9 protein-coding genes are annotated in these 19650 nt (G+C 42.6%); 8 read left to right on the top strand and 1 reads right to left on the bottom strand.

The annotated features are described in order from the left end of the window. Window positions 1–13: 13 nt before the first annotated feature. Complete coding sequence (locus tag GWK08_RS14435) at window positions 14–1036, bottom strand: LacI family DNA-binding transcriptional regulator (protein WP_163607933.1); 1023 nt, start codon at window positions 1034–1036, stop codon at window positions 14–16. 247 nt (window positions 1037–1283) lie between these two features. Between GWK08_RS14435 and GWK08_RS14430 the strand changes: the two genes are divergently transcribed. From GWK08_RS14430 to GWK08_RS14395, 8 genes are all read left to right on the top strand, one after another. Continuing rightward, window positions 1284–4193, top strand: a complete 2910-nt coding sequence (locus GWK08_RS14430; protein WP_163607932.1) for a SusC/RagA family TonB-linked outer membrane protein — start codon at window positions 1284–1286, stop codon at window positions 4191–4193. 23 nt (window positions 4194–4216) lie between these two features. Beyond that, window positions 4217–5821, top strand: a complete 1605-nt coding sequence (locus GWK08_RS14425) for a RagB/SusD family nutrient uptake outer membrane protein (RefSeq protein ID WP_163608268.1) — start codon at window positions 4217–4219, stop codon at window positions 5819–5821. A 16-nt stretch (window positions 5822–5837) separates the two neighbouring features. Beyond that, on the top strand, window positions 5838–6950 hold the full coding sequence (locus GWK08_RS14420) for a SusE domain-containing protein (RefSeq protein WP_163607931.1): 1113 nt from the start codon (window positions 5838–5840) through the stop codon (window positions 6948–6950). 71 nt (window positions 6951–7021) lie between these two features. Beyond that, complete coding sequence (locus tag GWK08_RS14415) at window positions 7022–10369, top strand: alpha-amylase family glycosyl hydrolase (protein WP_163607930.1); 3348 nt, start codon at window positions 7022–7024, stop codon at window positions 10367–10369. Then, window positions 10366–11082 (top strand): hypothetical protein, encoded by a 717-nt coding sequence (locus GWK08_RS14410; RefSeq protein WP_163607929.1) that lies wholly within the window; start codon window positions 10366–10368, stop codon window positions 11080–11082. Before GWK08_RS14415 ends, GWK08_RS14410 begins: the two co-directional genes overlap by 4 nt. A 495-nt stretch (window positions 11083–11577) precedes the next feature. Next, the gene (locus GWK08_RS14405) at window positions 11578–14691 is read left to right on the top strand and encodes a SusC/RagA family TonB-linked outer membrane protein (protein WP_163607928.1); all 3114 of its coding nucleotides are present in this window, start codon (window positions 11578–11580) and stop codon (window positions 14689–14691) included. A gap of 10 nt (window positions 14692–14701) precedes the next feature. Continuing rightward, window positions 14702–16255 carry a RagB/SusD family nutrient uptake outer membrane protein gene (locus GWK08_RS14400; RefSeq protein ID WP_163607927.1) on the top strand — a complete coding sequence of 518 codons (1554 nt, stop codon included), beginning with the start codon at window positions 14702–14704 and terminating at the stop codon, window positions 16253–16255. A 36-nt stretch (window positions 16256–16291) separates the two neighbouring features. Next, window positions 16292–19645, top strand: a complete 3354-nt coding sequence (locus GWK08_RS14395; protein WP_163607926.1) for a VCBS repeat-containing protein — start codon at window positions 16292–16294, stop codon at window positions 19643–19645. Window positions 19646–19650: the final 5 nt, after the last annotated feature.

Here is a 19650-nt window from a genome sequence, read left to right as displayed (position 1 = left end):
TTTATGTGCCTTATTAAATTTTTCTGGTTGAGTCTCTTTGGATCAGGGAAGTACGTATGATCTCGGTCCTGAAAGACTCGTCTTCTTCCTCTTCTTCAATCTTTTCGATCAGCATATCCGCAGCTATCTCTCCCATCTCAATCCCATGCTGTGCCAGGGTAGTTAACGTAGGGGAAGCATGCTTGGATAATATCCCGTCTGTAAAGCCTATAAAAGAAATGTCTTCGGGAATTCTGTACCCTCTTTCCTGCGCAATTTTCATAGCGGTCAGGGCGAAAAGCTCATTAACAGCAAAGACGCCGTCAAAATTGTCGAGGTCAAACAATTTCTCGATCTCCTTATCGCAATTCTCTATATCCTCTATCTTTATAATAAGGTCTTCATCCACTCCCATTTCATTGTCCAGCAATGCATTTTTGTATCCCAACGTTCTCAGCTTCCCAACACTCACATAGTCTACCGTAGTAATAAGGGCAATCCTTTTGCAACCCGTATGAATAAGGTGTTCTACCGCCTGATAAGCGCCTCTGGCATCATCTACAATAACCTTATCACAATAGATCTCATCGGAAACCCTGTCGAACATCACCAGCGGCATTCCCTGGTTTACCACCTCGCGTAAGTGATGAAAATCCTTTTTCTTTTGGGTTTCTTTGGAGATCGACATGATAAAACCGTCAATACTCCCATTGGCAAGGGTTTCCATATTGATCACTTCCTTGTCGAAAGATTCGTTGGAAAGACATACAATAACATTATAGCCTTTGGAATTCGCCACTTTTTCAATCCCGCTGATCACCGTAGTAAAGAAATGATGGACGATCTCCGGAATGATCACTCCTATATTCTTGGTGTGCTTGTTCTTAAGACTTACGGCTATATTATTGGGTTTGTAATTATATAATTTGGCAAAAGCCTGTACTTTATCCCTGGTATCCTGGCTGATTTCTTTGCTTTCTCTTAACGCTTTGGATACAGTAGATATAGAAACGTCCAGTTCCTTTGCGATTTGTTTTAATGTGATTCTTCTTCTCATTTTGCGATCTTATCAATAAAGATAGTTCTATTTTCAATTATCGTCAATTTTTAGGCCTTTTCATTGCCAAAAAAAATTATTTTATTTTTTTATCAACACGAAAACGTTTTCAAAAGCTTTCGCAAACGTTTTCATAGGTTTTTCGAGGGTTTCGCAACTTTTTCTTCACCTTTATTTTACATAAGTTTAGCATTGAGAAGTAAAAATATAGTATTAAAAATTTTAAACAAACAAATTAACGCATTGTATGAAAACATTACGAAAAGTAGCTCTTTTTTTGTTGCTTTTTGTCCCCCTCGGAATATTTGCTCAAACCGTTAGCGGGACTGTAACAGAAAAGAGTAATGGTGCTCCCCTTCCCGGGGTAAATGTACTTGTAAAAGGGACAACAACGGGGACCACAAGTGATTTTGACGGAAAATACCAGATTTCTGCGAATACCGGGGATATTTTAATATTCTCTTATATAGGTTTTAAAACTGTGGAAATAACAGTTAGCGGAGGCACTTTAGACGTTGCAATGGAAGAAGATGCAGCTAAACTTGATGAAGTGGTGGTGGTAGGATATGGTTCGTCTACCAAAAAAGACCTTACCGGAGCCGTAGAAAGTGTAAGTACCAAGGATTTTAACGGAGGTGCCATTGCAGCTCCTGAACAACTCCTCGCAGGTAAAACCGCAGGTTTACAGGTGATTCCACCCAGTGGAGCACCGGGATCAGGAGGAACGATACGCGTAAGAGGTGGTACATCTTCCCTTTCTGCCGGAAACAATCCTCTTATTGTAGTAGATGGTGTCCCTCTGGATCAGACCGGACAGGGTGCCCTTAACTACATTAACCCTAATGACATTGAAAGCTTTACCGTACTTAAAGACGCATCTGCTGCATCTATTTACGGTTCGAGAGCAACTGCCGGGGTAGTATTGATCACTACCAAATCCGGAAATGCTCAGACTCCTTTAAGATTTAACTACAACTCTTATATCTCCTTCGGTACTAATACCGATAAGGTAGATGTTCTGTCTGCAGAACAGTTCAGACAAACGGTGAATCAGTTCGGGAATGCCAACGAAATTGCTTTACTGACCGATTCCAATACCGACTGGCAGGATGAGATCTACAGAACAGCAGTTACTTCAAACCACAACTTTACAGTAACCAAAGGATTTAAGAACTCTTCTATCAGGGCTTCTTTAGGATACATCAATCAGGATGGTACCCTGAGAGGAACAAACTTTGAGAGAACTTCTGCAGCTATAAAATATGTTCACAGATTACTGGATAACAGCCTTAAAATTGAAGGGAACATCAGAGGTGCACTTGTAAATGACGAATTCGGGAACCAGGGAGCTATCGGAGCAGCTATTGCCTTCGATCCTACCAAACCGATCCGTTCAGGGAATGATGCCTTCGGAGGTTTCTTCGAATGGACAAATACCGACGGAAGCCCGAACACCATCTCGCCCAGAAACCCTCTCGGGCTTATTGAACTGACCGATAATTCCGGAAACACCAGAAGGGTTACAGGTAACCTTAAACTGGATTACGATATTCCTTATGTTGACGGATTAAAAGCAACCGTAAACTTAGGTTTCGATTACAACGACTTTAACGGACTTTCTATTGTTGATCCGAATTCTGCGGCGACTACTCAAAACGGTACGACCACTGTATCGGATGCTTTAAACCGTAACCGTCTTGCAGATCTTTATTTAAACTATACTACAGATATCGAATCTATAAAGAGTAAGATAGATGTTACAGGAGGATATTCATATCAGCGTTTCTTCCGTTCGGGAAGAAGTGTAACTACAGACGGGAACGGAACCGTAACTGCTCCGACCCCTTTTGCAACTCAGAACTCTCTGATCTCTTATTTCGGAAGATTGAACTATTCTTATGACGATCGTTACCTGGTAACGGTTAACTATAGAAACGATGCTTCTTCCCGTTTAAACCCAAGAGACAGAAGACAAGGTTTTGGAGGGGTATCTGTAGCCTGGAACCTGATCAATGAAAAATTCATTCAGGATTCCAATATCTTCTCTAATTTAAAAATAAGAGCAGGTTATGCGGAAACAGGTCAGCAGGAGATCAATCAGGATTTCGGTTACCTTCCGAGATTTACTACCGGAGATGATCAGGTAAGATATCAGTTCGGAAACGAATTCGTTACGACTATCAGACCGGAAGAGTTCGATCCGAATATCAGATGGGAGATCTCTAAGACTTATAACTTCGGTCTTGACTACGGATTCTTTAACAACAGACTTAACGGATCTGTAGAAGTATACTTCAGAGACGTAGAAGATGTACTGAACTTTATCAGTGTACCGGCAGGAACCAACCTTTCCAATGCATTGGTAACCAATATCGGGAACCTGGAGAACAGCGGGGTTGAATTTACTATTAACGCCGTTCCTGTTCAAACGGAAGACTTTACATGGAATGCCAACTTTAATATTTCATTCTTTGACAATGAGATCACCAAACTAACACTTACAGACGATCCGAGCTTCCAGGGGAATCCTACCGGAGGTATTGCAGGAGGTGTAGGTAACACTATCCAGATCAACAGTGTTGGTTTTGAGCAGAATTCTTATTTCGTGTTCCAGCAGGTTTATGACGGAGCAGGAAACCCTATAGAAGGTCTTTATGTAGATACAAATGGTGACGGACAGATCACTCCGGACGACAGAGTGAGATTTAAAAGCCCGAACCCGAATGCTACCATAGGTTTTTCTTCGAATTTCATATACAAGAAGTTTGATATGAGCTTTACTTTCAGAGGAAGTTTCGGAAACTACAACTACAACAACGTAGCTTCAGACAGAGGAAATCTTGCTGCCCTTACCGGTGCCAATGTAATTTCGAACGTTAATACTTCCTTCCTGGAAACAGGTTTTCAGAATCCTCAGTTATTCTCCGATTTCTATGTTCAGGACGCTTCTTTCGTGAAACTGGACAATATTAACCTCGGATATAACTTCGGTAAGATCTTTAATGATCGTGCAGATCTGAGAGTGTACTCAACAGTTCAGAACGTGTTTACCATTACGGACTATGACGGATTGGATCCTGAAGTAGCCGGAGGGATCGATAATAACTTCTTCCCAAGGGCAAGAACCTTCCTTTTAGGTTTGGATGTTAACTTTTAAAAACACTGTAAAAGCATAAAATGATGAAATCAAGATTTAAAAAATTAGCATTGGTGCTCATGACGGGAGCTGTTACCTCTGCCGGACTTGTGTCCTGCGAGGGAGAACTCGACCTGGAGCCCATAGTGGAGCAGACTTCTGCCTCCTTATTTGAAGATACGGATTCCTATCGTCAGTTCATCGCCAGAGTATATGCAGGTATTTCGGTAAGTGGACAACAGGGTCCTGCCGGAAATCCAGATATCTCCGGAATAGACGAAGGTTTCTCCAATTATTTAAGACAGTTCTGGAAGCATCAGGAATTAACCACAGATGAAGCCATTATTGCATGGAACGACGGAACCATTCACGATCTTAACAATCACGTATGGACCGCCTCTAACGAGTTTATCAGAGCCATGTACGATCGTATTTATTTCCAGATCGCTCTTACCAACGAGTTTATAAGACAATCTTCGGAATCTCAGCTGGACGCCAGAAATATTAACGGTGCCGACAGGGATGAGATCAGAGCATACAGAGCTGAAGCAAGGTTTATGAGAGCTTTGAGCTACTGGCATGCGATAGATATGTATGCAAATGTTCCTTTTGTACTGGATGATCAGGATCCGGGAGCTTTCCTTCCAAGACAGGCATCCAGACAGGAAGTATTTGACTTTTTGGTGGCTGAATTACAGGAAGTAGCTCCTCTAATGGTAGAAGCCAGATTAAATGAATACGGAAGAGCAGACAGAGGTGCCGCATGGATGTTATTGGCCAAGCTGTACCTGAATGCAGAAGTATATACCGGCGAGGCCATGTATACCGAAGCCATCGGTACTCTTAACAATGTGATAAATGCCGGTTACAGCCTGCACGATAGTTATGATGAACTGTTCCTTGCAGATAACGACAGCAACGGAGCTCAGAATGAAACCATATTCCCGATCACTTTTGACGGATTGAATACGCAGGGATTCGGAGGAATGACCTTCCTTCTTCACGCTCCTGTAGGTGGAAATCAGAACCCTGCCGACTTCGGAATTAACGGAGGATGGTTCGGGATCAGAACAACCAACGTTTTCGTTTCAAGATTTGCAGACATTACCGGAAATACAGACGACAGAGCCAACTTCTTTACAGACGGGCAAACGCTGGAAATAACAGATGCCTTTAATTTTAGTGAAGGTTACCTGGTAGAAAAATTCAGCAACCTTACCTCAGCGGGAGAGCCCGGATCTGATCCTTCAGGGAATTTCGGAGATGCCGATTTCGCCATGTTCCGTCTTGCCGATGCTTACCTGATGTATGCAGAAGCGGTTTTAAGAGGAGGTAACGGCGGAGATACCGGAACAGCCCTTAACCTGGTTAATCAGATACGTGAAAGAGCTTACGGAGATACTTCCGGAAATATTTCTGCCGGAGAACTTACCCTGGATTTCATCCTGGATGAGCGCTCCAGAGAACTTCACTGGGAAGGTCACAGAAGAACAGACCTGATCCGTTTCGGGCAATTTACAGACCTGGTATGGCCTTTCAAAGGAGGAGTACAAACAGGATCGCCGTCTGAAGCTTTCAGGAATATCTATCCTATTCCTTCTACGGATCTTATTGCCAATCCAAACTTAAATCAGAATACCGGTTACTAACCAAAAAATATAAATTATGAAGAAAATTTTAGCAACCCTAGTCATTTTAGCTGCACTGACCACAAACTGGTCTTGTAGTGATGACGACAGAGAGCCTGTTGCAGCCCTCCAGGAACTACCGGAACTTCTGGTAGATTTCGGAGCCAACACCTATGTGCTGACAGAGCAAACGGTAAACAATCTTGCAGTGAGCCTGATCTGGTCTGCCGCAGATTTCGGATTTCCCGCTCAGGTAAATTATACGGTTCAGGGAGATATGGCCGATGGAGATTTTAGCGAACCTATTAGTTTCGGTACTACAACAGAAACCTTTTTTAATATTACTGTAGGCCAGTTAAACGATGCCGCTTTAGGAATGGGACTTACTCCTTTTGAAGAAGGACAAATGGCAATCAGAGTAGTGGGTGTTATCTCAGATAATGTAGCTCCCGCTCCTACCGAAACGGTAGTGCTTAATGTAACTCCTTTTACTTTTGCCACAGAGCCCGAGCCGGCAAGACTTGCAGTACCGGGTGATCACCAGGGATGGAATCCCGATCCGAATGCAGTGGAATTTGTTCCTTTCTTACAGGCATCTTCTGCTACTACAACCGATTTTGAAGGTTTTGTAGAACTGAATAACGAATTCAAGTTTGTAGGCGCCAACGACGACGGAAACTTTGTATGGGGTAATATAGATTGGGGAGATGCTTCCGGAACCAACGGAAGTTACACACAGGTACTTACCGACGACGGTGAAGGAAACTGCGGAACAGGTACAGTAGGCGGACCCGGTTACTACCTGGTAAGAGCAAATACCGAAGATCTTACCTATTCCCTGGAGAAAACAGAGTGGGGGATCATCGGAAATGCCACTCCTACAGGATGGGATTCGGATACCGATATGACCTATGATCCTGTAGCCAGAGTATGGACCATTACGATAGACCTCGTACAACAGGATGCTCCTGACAACGGTTTAAAGTTCAGAGCAAATGACGACTGGGCTATTAATATAGGAGATACAGGTGCAGACGGTATTATGGAATTCGGCGGTGATAACATCGGGGTTCCTGAGGATGGAAATTATACAGTAGTCTTAGACCTCAGCAATCCGAGACAATATACTTATACGCTTACCAAGAATTAGTCATAACAGACTTTTAAAAGGCCCTGATGATTAAAAAATCAGGGTCTTTTTTTAACTTCAACCAGAAAGCAATGAAGAAAATTTTACTCTTTGCAGTCTTTTTAGCTTCCTCCCTTGGCTTCTCTCAGGTTCAGAACGTCACTTTCTCCATAGATCCTTCGGCCTTTAACGAAAACGAAGAGATCACCATTACCGTTTCGAATGTCAATCCTTCGGCATGGGGTGTAAACGATATTTATTTATGGGCCTGGTATTTTGACACCAACGGCGATTTCGGAGGTGACTCCCCTACAAACGGAGAATGGACAAATTCCGATGAGGCTCAAAAGTTCACCGATAACGGGAATGGCACTTACAGCTATACCCTGACCCCTACCACTTTTTACAATACAACAGGTATTTCCAGGATGGGAATGCTTGTAAAGGCAAAAGACGGAAGCGGCGACAAAAAATCTCAGGACCACCTCGTAGATGTGGGGCGGTTTCAGCTTAATTTAAGCTCGCCTTCCCAGAACCTTACTATCCTGAATAGCGGAGAAAGCATTTCGATAAGTGCTACTACCACAGAAAATGCCGATTTTAGTCTGAAAGCTAACGGAACTGAAGCGGATGTTCTTAACAATGCAACTTCCTATACCAACAATTACACGGTAACCCAAAGTACTTCTTTTCAACTGGATGCTTCCAACGGCAGCGAAACTCAGAGCGAAAGCTTTGAAGTGATCGTAAAACCCACGGTTACCGAAGAAGCCCTGCCATCAGGTTTACTGGACGGGTTGAACCCTGATCCTAACGATAATACAAAAGCCACCCTGGTGCTCTTTGCACCGGAAAAGGAATTCGTTTACGTAATAGGCGATTTTAACAACTGGCAGATCGACGGGCAGTATCTTATGAAAAAAGACAGTTCGCAGGACCGGTTCTGGATAGAGCTCAGCGGACTTACACCACAATCAAATCATATGTACCAGTATCTGGTAGATGGTGTTATCAGGATTGCCGATCCGTACTCCGAAGTGATCCTCGATGAGTTTAACGATGCTTTTATCGATGCCACCACCTATCCGAACCTGCCTTCCTATCCAACGGGATCGACAAATCATGCGGTAACGCTGATGCGTCTGGATGATCCGGAATACGTATGGCAAACCACTAACTTTCAAAAGCCAGAAGTCACCGACCTGGTGATCTATGAACTGCTCATCAGGGATTTTGATGAATTGCACTCTTTTGATGCAGTAAGAGACAGATTGGATTACCTGGAAAGTCTTGGAGTAAATGCGATTGAATTGATGCCTGTGAGTGAATTTGACGGCAATATCAGCTGGGGCTACAATTCTTCTTTTCATATGGCCCTGGACAAATATTACGGGACACAGGATGCTTTTAAGCGTTTTGTTGATGAATGTCACTCCCGCGGAATTGCAGTGATCCTGGATGTGGTATACAATCACGCAACAGGTCAGAATCCTTATTTCCGCCTGTGGAATGAATGCGGAGGGAATTACGACTGCGCCGTTGCAGCCGACAATCCTTTCTTTAATGTTAACAGTCCGAATACTGCCTTTTCCTTTTTTAACGATATGGATCACACTTCCCAGGCCACTCAGGATTATGTGGATCGCCTAAACCGTTACTGGCTGGAAGAATACAATATTGACGGATATCGTTTCGATTTTACCAAAGGTTTTACCAATACGGTCGGAGATGGAAATTCCTTCGATCAGGCAAGAATAGATATCCTGACAAGGATGTACAACGAAATACGAACTTATGATACGGACGCCTATGTTATCCTGGAACACTTTGCTCCCAATAGTGAGGAAACCCAGTTAATAAATTCGGGCATGCTGGTATGGGGAAATCACAATTTTAACTATAACGAAGCTACTCTCGGGTATCACGACAATGGAAAGTCGAATTTCTCATCCATCTCCTATTTAAACAGAGGATGGAGTACCCCATCTAATGTGGGTTATATGGAAAGTCATGATGAGGAGCGCCTGATGAATAAAAACCTGCAATTCGGAAACTCCGACGGAGATTATGATGTAAAAGACCTGGCTACCGCCCTGGAACGCCAGCAACTGGCCGGAGCTTTTTATTTCAGTATTCCCGGACCCAAAATGATCTGGCAGTTCGGAGAACTGGGATATGATTTCAGCATCAATCATTGTGAAGATGGTTCGGTAGATGAAAGCTGCAGGACCAGCCCCAAGCCCATTCGCTGGGATTATCTCGATCAGCCAGACCGGGCAGCACTTTATGAAAACTGGTCCGATCTGATCAAGCTTAAATTAAATGAAGCCATTTTTAAAAGCTCAGAATTCACCCTGGATGTGGGAAATGCAAACGGGCTTAAAAAGATCCAGATCACAGACCAGAGCGCTACGGGTGATGAGATCCGTTATATCACGATCCTCGGAAATTTCGGTGTTACCGAACAACAGATCGTTCCTGGATTTCAGGAAACCGGTACCTGGTACAATCTGCTGGAAAATAACAGACCGATGGAAATCAGTAATACAGATACACCAATCAGTCTGGCACCGGGAGCCTATATGATCATGGCAGATCAACCCAGTCTGGTCTTAATAGATCCCAACGATACGGATGCGGACGGAGTTCCCAACGCAGATGATGCCTGTCCGGATACTCCTTTCGGAGCAACGGTTGATGTAACGGGTTGTGAGATATTCACCCTTCCTTCTTCAAACTTCGCATTAAAGATCAGTAGTGAAACCTGCAGGTCCAGCAATAACGGAAGTATTGAAATTACGGCTGCACAGGCCCTTAATTATACAGCCACATTAAGCGGTAACGGCATAAACACCTCCGATTCCTTCACAAACAATGTACTGTTTACAGACCTGGAAGCAGGTAGTTATGAAGTATGTATCACCGTTGAAGGAATAAACGGTTACGAACAGTGCTTCAGCCTTAACATCAGCGAGCCGGAAAATCTATCTGTATTCTCGGCTATAGATTCTCAGTCTTCTACAGTGACCTTATCCCTGAACGGAGGGAATAACTATAATATCCTTCTTAACGGGAAACTGACAACCACAAATCAATCCAGTATTACGCTGGAGTTAAACCGGAAGGAGAACACCTTAGTGGTTTCTACCGATAAGGACTGCCAGGGAACCTATGAAGAGACTATCATTATTTCGGAAGATATTCTTATTCATCCGAATCCTGTAAATAGCGGCGATCTTGTGATCAGCTTACCGGCTTTAAGCGATCCTGATGTAAACATAAGTATGTACTCCTACACTGGAAAAATGCTTCTTAACAAGGTGTACAATCAGGCAGGCAGGCAGATCAGAATGAATATGGACGCTTATCCCGGTGGTATTTACATCCTCAGGGTACAAACAGCTTCCGGTACTTCTAATTATAAAATCCTGAAACGATGAAAGTATTAAGAAATATATACATACAGGGCCTGTTGATCCTTACTGCATTCTCCTGTTCCGGAGGCGGAGATGATGGCGGAGATCCAACGCCACCACCGGTGATAGATCCGCCTGAGGCAACTACACTCATTTTTCCTGAAAACAACACGGAATGTAATGAGGGTACAATTCTTTCCGATACCGAGAGTGCCGTGGTTTTCAGGTGGGATGCTTCGGCCAATACCGATCTGTATGAAGTAAATTTAAGAGACCTGAATACAGGGAGCAGTCGTACTCTTACGTCTACTGTAAACCAGCTGGAGATTACCATCTTAAGAGGTAATCCTTATGCATGGTCGGTTACTTCCAGATCGAACACTACTACGCAAACAGCACAGAGTGATGAGTGGAAGTTCTATAATGCCGGGTTACCTACAGAAAATTTTGCGCCCTTTCCTGCCGACCTTGTCAGTCCAAAAATGGGCTCCTCGGTAGATGCGGCTTCAGGGACCCTGTTACTGGAATGGGAAGGGAATGATATAGATAATGATATAGTGTCTTATGACATTCTCTTCGGAACTGTAAATCCTCCTACTGAGCTGGAAGGAAATACAAGTTCAACCACTATGGAAGTAGGGGTAAGCAGCGGGCAAACTTATTACTGGAGAGTGATAACAAAAGATTCTCAGGCAAATACGTCTCAATCGGAGATATTTCAGTTTAAAGTCAACTAAATGATTATCAAATTGTTAAGGCACTTTTAGGTGAAATGTTAAAATAGACTTCCTGAGAAGAGAAATTAACAATCCAAATCTCTTTGATAAGGGCGGAAATCTTCCCGATCGGAACACTGAAGAATTATTAATTATTATAAAGCGATTGGATCTATATTTAATTTTAAACCGGAAAAACCTTAATTTCCTTAAATGTAAAAATCGCTGAAAAGTGCCTTAAACAGGGCACTTTTTTTTGTTAAAAAAAAATTGTTCTCAGATAATTTGTTTTTATCATTTTAGTTCCTAAATTCACAAAATTATTGAGCATTCTTTGTCAATTCTTCGACATAATCAATTATTCCTTAACATATTAGCAAGCAAATAAAGTTATTAACACGAAAACGTTTTCGTATTTGTTTTGCCTTCTCATATTAGTAATTTAACAAATTATTTACATAGCTTTAGGTTTTAAACTATGTTCAACTAACTATTTAAACTTTAAATTTTCTATTTATGAAGAATAGTCTACTAAAGGGCTTGCTAATGTTCGGAGCTTTGATTTGCTTTGGCATGACACAGGCACAAACCGTTACAGGAACGGTATCTGACGCTAACGGTCCGCTGGCAGGCGCAAACGTTATCGTAAAGGGTACCACCAACGGTACGCAAACCGATTTTGATGGGAACTATACACTAAATAATGTTGCAACCAATGCAGTTTTAGTTTTTAGTTATGTAGGATTCAAAACACAGGAGATCGCGGTAAACGGCAGAACGACCATTAACGTAACACTCGTAGAAGATGCAAGTCAGCTTGATGAAGTGGTAATTATCGGTTATGGTCAGACCACCGTTAAAGATGCAACCGGAGCGGTAACGTCGGTAACTTCCGAAGATTTTAACAGAGGAGTTATTGCATCCCCCGAACAATTGATACAGGGTAAGACCGCAGGGGTTCAGATAACACAGACCAGTGGTGAACCGGGAGCAGGTATTGCAATTCGTATTCGTGGTACCAACTCCGTACGTTCTAACAACAATCCGCTATTTGTTGTAGATGGTGTGCCATTAGCAGGAGACGACACGTCCTCCGAAGGAACAGATATCGGTTTCGGTACAAGTAGTGCCAGAAACCCTTTAAACTTCCTTAATCCCAACGACATAGAAAGCATAAGTATCCTGAAGGATGCGTCCGCTACCGCTATCTATGGTTCACGTGGAGCTAACGGAGTAGTAATTATCACAACTAAAAGTGGTAAGGCAGGAGCCGGAGGAGTTTGGGAATTAAGTTCTTCCCTGAGTTATTCAGAGCCTGCCGAAGAATTCAATTTATTAAGTGCAGAAGATTACTTATCTGAATCCGCCAGATTAGGCCTTAACGTAGCTGAAAGAAGTTTTGGCGGAAATACGGACTGGCAGAGTATCGTAACCCGATCTACTGCTTCTCAGAATCACAATTTATCTTACTCCAACAATTACGGAAAAGGTTCGGTTAGAGCTACTCTCGGTTATGGAGAGCAATTCGGGGTAATTCAGAATTCTTCTCTTGAAAGGATCACCGGAAGGGTAAATGCAATTCACCGTTTCCTGGATGATAGGCTTAAACTAAATCTACAGGCTTCCTTGTCGAGAGTAAATGATGAATCTCCGCCATTAAGTGGTAGTGCAGGATTTAGAGGAGATTTACTCGGTGCTGCTTATTCTGCAAACCCGACCTGGCCTACAGATCCTGATTTCGACGGAACAGGAGGTCTCTTAAGCCCGGCTACTTTACTTGCATATACGCAGAGTACAACAAATACAAACAGATTATTACTTAATTTCTCGGCAGAATACGATTTCACATCCGAGCTGGTTGGAAAAGTTAATTTCGGTTATGACGAATCAGATTCTTCCAGAGGATCTGTTGCTTCAGCTCTGGCAAGGAACTTTGATCAGGGAACATTTGGTAATGGTAGTGGAGCGATCAATGAAATAGACGCTAGAAACAGATTATTAGAAGCTACATTAACTTATAATAAAGAGTTTGAGAATTCTAATTTAGAAGCCCTTGTCGGGTATTCATTCCAGGACTTTAACAGAAGCGGAAGAAATATTAACGGATGGGGATTTGCTACACAGGATCTGAACCAGATGGTAAATGATCTTGCACGTGCAGCCAATCTTATCGAAGACAGTATTGACGGTTCTTATCAGCAGTACGGTTTTGCAACTAACCTGACAGATGTATTTGTTAACAGGCTTTTCCCAAATCCTGTTACCGATAACATTGCAGCTCCGGACAATCTTAGAATACAGTCGATCTTTACAGATACATTTAATAATAAAGACGAATTACAGTCCTTCTTTGCAAGGGTTAATTATACAATTGCAGATAAATATCTCTTTACCGGAACGATCCGTGCTGACGGTTCTTCACGTTTCGGGGATAACAACAGATACGGATACTTCCCTTCAGGTGCATTTGCCTGGAAGTTAAGTGAAGAAGACTTCGTAGGAGATGCTTTCTCCACCTTAAAACTTCGTCTCGGTTTCGGTATCACCGGTAACCAGGAAGGATTAGGTTTTGGTAACTTTGTAAGGAGAGAAAGATTTACAGGAGGAGATGTTATTAACGATGGTGGTGAAATTCCAAACATACCTGGTATTGCAGCAGCTGCATTTGCTAATCCCGACCTGAAATGGGAGGAAACACTGCAGTATAGTGCCGGTGTGGATTTCGGATTCTTCGGGGACAGATTAAACGGTAGTATCGATGTTTATCGCAAAGAAACCACAGATCTCTTGTTTAGGGTATTTTCAGCTCAGCCGGCTGTACAGCCCTTTGTATTCCTAAACCTTCCGGGATCTAAGGTAGTTAACGAAGGTATTGAATTCGCCATCAATTATGACGTTGTAAGATCTGAAGACTTTAACTGGGATGTTAGCTTTAACATAGCATACAACGATAATGTTATTGACGAGCTGGACGGAGAGTTCGACGCAGGTACAATTCGCGGACAGGGACTTTCTCTGGCATTCGCCCAGAAACTTCAGGAAGGACAACCTTTATTCTCCTTCTTCCTAAGGGAATTTGAAGGTTTTGACACCACAACAGGACAACCGATTCAGGAAGATGTTCAGAGATTTGTGGGTAAAAGTGCTTTACCTGATATTACAACAGGATTTTCAACTAATTTTAGCTATAAAAACTGGAGCCTTTCAGCCTTCTTTAGTGGACAGTTCGGACACTATATTTACAATAACACGGCTAATGCTTTCTTTACAGCAGGGGCTTTCAGAGGTGGACGTAATGTAACACCCGACGTATTGACAAGTGGGGAATCATTGGATGCAGCAGCAGATGTATCTACAAGATTCCTTGAAAGCGGAGATTTCGTAAGACTGCAAAATGCTTCACTTACTTACAATGTACCGCTAAGTGGAGAGGGTGCGATTAAATCGCTTAGATTATCTTTAACAGGACAGAACTTATTCGTAATTACCGATTACAGTGGTTTGGATCCTGAAGTAAGTGTATCACCAGGTTCTGGTGATCTATTAAACGGTCTCCCGGTATTCGGTATCGATTATACCTCATTCCCAAGACCAAGAACGATCACATTCGGTTTAAATGCAACATTCTAAAAAAAGAATCATGAAAAGAAAATTATTGATTAAAATAGGATTTCCGGTTTTACTATCCGGCCTATTAGTAGTTTCCTGTACAGATCTGGAGATCGAAGCTACGGATTCTATAATTACAGACCAGGCACAAGGTATATTTAATGGAGTGGAAAATGTGGAAGCTTCACTGAATAACCTTTACAATGATATTTACGGACAACTTGGAGATCAGGCGAATTTCTTCGCCCTGAACGAAGTTTCCACAGATGAGACCCTCGTACCTACCAGAGGTACTGACTGGGGAGATAACGGTATCTGGAGGACACTTCACGCTCATACCTGGAGTCCGACACACCAATACATCCTTAACACGTGGAACAATCTTAACCAGAATGTTTTCCGTGCTACGGAGATCATAGATGACAGAAGTAGCCCTTCTGCTCAGGAGAAGGCCGAGGCTCAGTTCCTCAGAGCTTTCAGTATGTTCTTCGTTATGGATATGTGGGGACAGGCTCCCTTCCGCGAAGCAGATGAAGGTGCAGATGTTAACCCAACGGTTTTCTCGGCTTCCGAAGCTTACGATTTTATTCTTCAGGACCTTACTGAAGCAATTCCTAATCTGCCGGTTACAGGACCGAGTGCCGATACAGACAGAGCTTCGAGAGCAGCCGGTAACTTCCTGATGGCCAAATTGCGTCTGAACGCACACAGGTATAAAGGAACAGATACTCCCGATAGTGCCGATCTACAGGCAGTGATCGATGCGGTAGATGCAATAGAAGCCGATGGTTTCGCATTACAGGCGGGTTATTTTGATCTGTTTACAGAAAGTGTGGATAATGAAACCATATGGTTTGCAAGAACTTCCGTAGGTAACAGAATATGGAACGGAATGCACTACAACCAGGTATCTCCTGATAATACCGGAGGTGGATGGAACGGTTTTACTACCCTTGCAGAATTCTACGATACCTTCGAAGGTGCACCTAACAGCAACTATGTAGGTGACGGACAGGAAGAAAGAAGAGGATGGGTTCCGGATGCGACTAATGCAGATGCTACCAACCTTGGTATAGGATACGGATTCCTTATCAACCAGCAGTACAATGTAAACGGAGATCCGTTGAACGATCGTCCGGGAGATCCGCTGATATTCACAAAAGAACTTCCTGGCCTTTCCGGAAATAGTGAAAGAACCGGAGTAAGGATCATTAAGTATCACCCGGTAAACGGTGCTTTTGCCAGTCACGAGATCGTGTTCAGGTTTGCAGATGCCCACCTTATGAAAGCAGAAGCTATGATGAGAATGGGTGGAGATGCTACCGGAATGGTAAATACTCTGAGAGCTTTGAGAAATGCCTCTGCTCTGGGAAGTGTTAATGAAACTAATTTACTGGAAGAAAGAGGGCGTGAGCTTTACTATGAATTCTGGAGACGTAACGATATGCTTCGTTTTGGTCAGTTTACCAGAGCATGGGAGTTTAAAGACCCTGCGTCTGTAGGAGATTCTACAAGAGAATTATATCCGATACCTCCAAACGCATTACTATCTAACCCTAACCTGGTTCAAAACCCCGGGTACTAAAAATAAGTTTAATTATTTGATTGATTTAGGGCTGACATGTCAGCCCTATTTTTTATATTTAACTTATACGATATTGATACGCTTTTGAAAGGTTTTGTTTTTATACTGACGTTACTAATTTTTGTTAGCCTTACCCCTTCCTGTAACAGATCTGAAGCCAAATTATTTCGCCTGAAAGGAGGGACAGGTATCCATTTTAAAAATACTTTGAAACCCACCCCCGAGCTGAATATTCTGTCCTATCTCTATTACTACAATGGAGCAGGAGTATGTGCAGCCGATTTTAACAATGATGGCTTTTCAGATCTTTATTTCACTTCCAACCAGGGGCAGGATGAGCTGTATCTAAACAAAGGCGATCTGAAGTTTGAGGAGATCAGTGATGTTTCCGGGATTGTCAATAACAGTGGCTGGACCACGGGAGTAACAAATGTCGATATCAACAATGACGGTTATCTCGATATTTATATCTGTAAAATAGGGGATTATCAGACCCTAAAAGGAAAAAATCTGCTCTATGTTAATCAGGGCGTAAATGAAAAAGGGATCCCGACTTTCAAAGAGATGGCTTCCGAATACGGATTGGACATACAGAGTTTTTCCACCCAGGCTGCTTTTTTAGATTACGACCTGGATGGCGATCTGGATATGTTCCTGCTCAATCATTCTGTTCATCCTAACAGCAATTACGGCAAAGGAGCTAAAAGAATGGAAGCGGATTCTCTCTCCGGGGATATATTGTTCAGAAATGACAATGGTTATTTTTATGATGTTTCACAGGAAGCAGGCATTTTCCAGGGAAAAATAGGATATGGTCTGGGTGTTTCCGTAAGCGATGTCAACAACGACGGATACCCCGATATTTACGTCAGCAACGACTTTTTTGAGAACAATTATCTCTATATCAATCAGAAAGATGGCAGTTTTAAGGAGATTATCTCCACAGAACCCTCAAAAATGGGGCACACTGCTCATTTCTCTATGGGAAGCGATATTGCAGATATCAACAATGATGGCTATCCGGATATTATTGCACTGGATATGTTACCCGAAGACCTTCAGACCTATAAAACATCGGCTCTGGAATATCCGTATCAGACCTATGAATATTATCTGAAAAACGGTTATGCTCCTCAATATATGCAGAATACCCTTCACCTCAACCTGGGGAATTCTAGCTTTAGCGAAACGTCTTTTATCAGTGGTATTGCCGCTACCGAATGGTCATGGAGTGCGCTTTTTGCCGATTTCGATAACGACGGTTTTAAGGACCTGCATATTTCCAACGGAATTAAAGGCGCAACCAATGATATGGACTTTATCAATTTCATCGCCAATGAGAATATCCAAAAACGTATAAGTCAGGGGATGTCTGAAAAGGAAATGGCTTTTATTAAAGAGCTCCCCGAAAAGAAAGTACCGAATTACTTCTATAAAAACCACGGCGATAATACTTTTTCTGATGTCACTTCAGAATGGTTCAGAAAAACACCTTCCTTTAGCAACGGAGCTATCTACGACGATCTGGACCGGGACGGAGATCTGGATCTGATCATCAGTAATATAGATGAAGAGGTACACCTTCTGGAAAACCTCTCCGACAAAAAGAAAGAAAAGAATAATTTCATTAGCCTGGAATTTGACGGAAGTGATACCAACCGCTTTGGAATAGGCGCCAGGGTAATTCTGTACCGCGGCAATTCCAGGATCGTACAGGAAAATTACGCCACCAAAGGGTATTTATCGTCTTCATCCCCGCAGATCCATATAGGGCTGGGAACCGACGAAAAAATAGATTCCCTGAGAGTGATCTGGCCGGACAGGACCTACGAATTCTTTACAGACCTGGAACCCAATCAACATCTCAAAGTAGATAAGCGGAACGCCCGCAGAGGATACATAAAATACAACGGGAATTCAAAACCGCATTATCTTTTAAATGCCCCGAGCCCGATAACATTCCGGCATACGGAAAATTCCAGCCTGGAATTTAACAGGGACCCCCTTATTCCCTTTGCCAATACTAACCAGGGGCCTGCGATCTCTGTTGCTGATGTAAACGGCGATGGGAAAGAAGATCTTTTTATTGGCGGCGCCAAAGGGCAGGCTTCCCGGCTTCTGGTTCAGAAAGAAGAAGGCCTGTTTGAAATATCGGAGGAGGAAGTCTTTTCTTCAGATATCATCAACGAAGATGTTGATCAGCTTTTCTTTGATGCCGATAATGATGGAGATCAGGACCTGCTGATCGTCAGCGGGGGGAATGAGTTTAAAAAAGGCCCTGCTCTGAGCCCGCGTTTGTATTTTAACGAGAATGGCAGTTTTAAGAAAGATTCCATTCAGTTTAAGGACATCTCCCTCAATGCATCAACCGTTAAAGCTGTAGATCTGGACAATGACGGAGATCAGGACCTGAGCATTACCTCTAACGGAATTCCCTGGCAATTCGGAAAAACCCCAAGGCAATACTTATTCGAGAACAATGGAAAGGGAACTTTTACAGACATAACCGACACCTACTCAAAAGCCTTCCGGGACATTGGCCTGGTACAGGATATTCAATGGATAGATATTAACGGAGATAACTTTAAAGATGCTGTTTTAACAGGGCACTGGATGCCATTATCCGTATTCATCAACGATGGAAAATCCCTTAAGCTTATGGAGTTTAAGGGCCTGGACAGGACAAACGGCTGGTGGAATACTGTAGTTGCGGCCGATTTTGATAAAGACGGAGATATAGACCTTATGGCGGGCAACTGGGGACTTAATACCCGACTTACAGCTTCCGAAAAGCAGCCCCTTAAATTATACAGCAATGATTTTGATGATAACGGAAGTATAGAGCCTGTAATAACATATTTCTACCAGGGTACGGAGACGGTTTTTGCATCCAAGGACGAGCTGATAAAGCAAATGCCTTTCATTAATAAAAAGTACCTTTCCTATAAGGATTTTGCCAAAGCCGATTTTGATGAGATCTTTCCCAAAAACAAGATCAAAACTGCATCTAAAAAACAGTTATATCAGTTGGCCAGTTGCTATTTCGAAAACAACGGAAACAACAGTTTTTCTGTAAAGCAATTACCTTTTTTAGTACAGACCTCTTCTGTTCACAGCATCTTTGTAGATGATTTTAATTCAGATGGTTATCCGGATGTGTTAATTGCCGGAAACAATTATGAAATTAGCACACAATTAGGTAGATTAGATGCATTGCACGGCCTCTTACTACTTAATGACAGGAACGGTTTCTTTACCGAGGGAAAAAACCAGCTTTTTGATATTCCCGGCCCGGCCAGGGATATTGAAAAAATAATGATAGATGACACTGCATATTATATAATTTCTATTAATAATAACAGTCCCGTTTTTTTAAAAAGAATGAACTAAGAACA

It is taken from the genome of Leptobacterium flavescens, from assembly GCF_010671605.1.
GTDB lineage: Bacteria > Bacteroidota > Bacteroidia > Flavobacteriales > Flavobacteriaceae > Leptobacterium > Leptobacterium flavescens.
This window is presented reverse-complemented; position numbering and strand designations above follow the sequence as displayed.

Excerpts from the sequence above, each read along its gene's own strand:
- GWK08_RS14435 (WP_163607933.1), bottom strand. The coding sequence starts at position 1,036 with ATGAGAAGAAGAATCACATTAAAACAAATCGCAAAGGAACTGGACGTT.
- GWK08_RS14405 (WP_163607928.1), top strand. The coding sequence starts at position 11,578 with ATGAAGAATAGTCTACTAAAGGGCTTGCTAATGTTCGGAGCTTTGATT.
- GWK08_RS14420 (WP_163607931.1), top strand. The coding sequence starts at position 5,838 with ATGAAGAAAATTTTAGCAACCCTAGTCATTTTAGCTGCACTGACCACA.
- GWK08_RS14415 (WP_163607930.1), top strand. The coding sequence starts at position 7,022 with ATGAAGAAAATTTTACTCTTTGCAGTCTTTTTAGCTTCCTCCCTTGGC.
- GWK08_RS14395 (WP_163607926.1), top strand. The coding sequence starts at position 16,292 with ATGTCAGCCCTATTTTTTATATTTAACTTATACGATATTGATACGCTT.
- GWK08_RS14425 (WP_163608268.1), top strand. The coding sequence starts at position 4,217 with ATGAAATCAAGATTTAAAAAATTAGCATTGGTGCTCATGACGGGAGCT.
- GWK08_RS14410 (WP_163607929.1), top strand. The coding sequence starts at position 10,366 with ATGAAAGTATTAAGAAATATATACATACAGGGCCTGTTGATCCTTACT.
- GWK08_RS14430 (WP_163607932.1), top strand. The coding sequence starts at position 1,284 with ATGAAAACATTACGAAAAGTAGCTCTTTTTTTGTTGCTTTTTGTCCCC.
- GWK08_RS14400 (WP_163607927.1), top strand. The coding sequence starts at position 14,702 with ATGAAAAGAAAATTATTGATTAAAATAGGATTTCCGGTTTTACTATCC.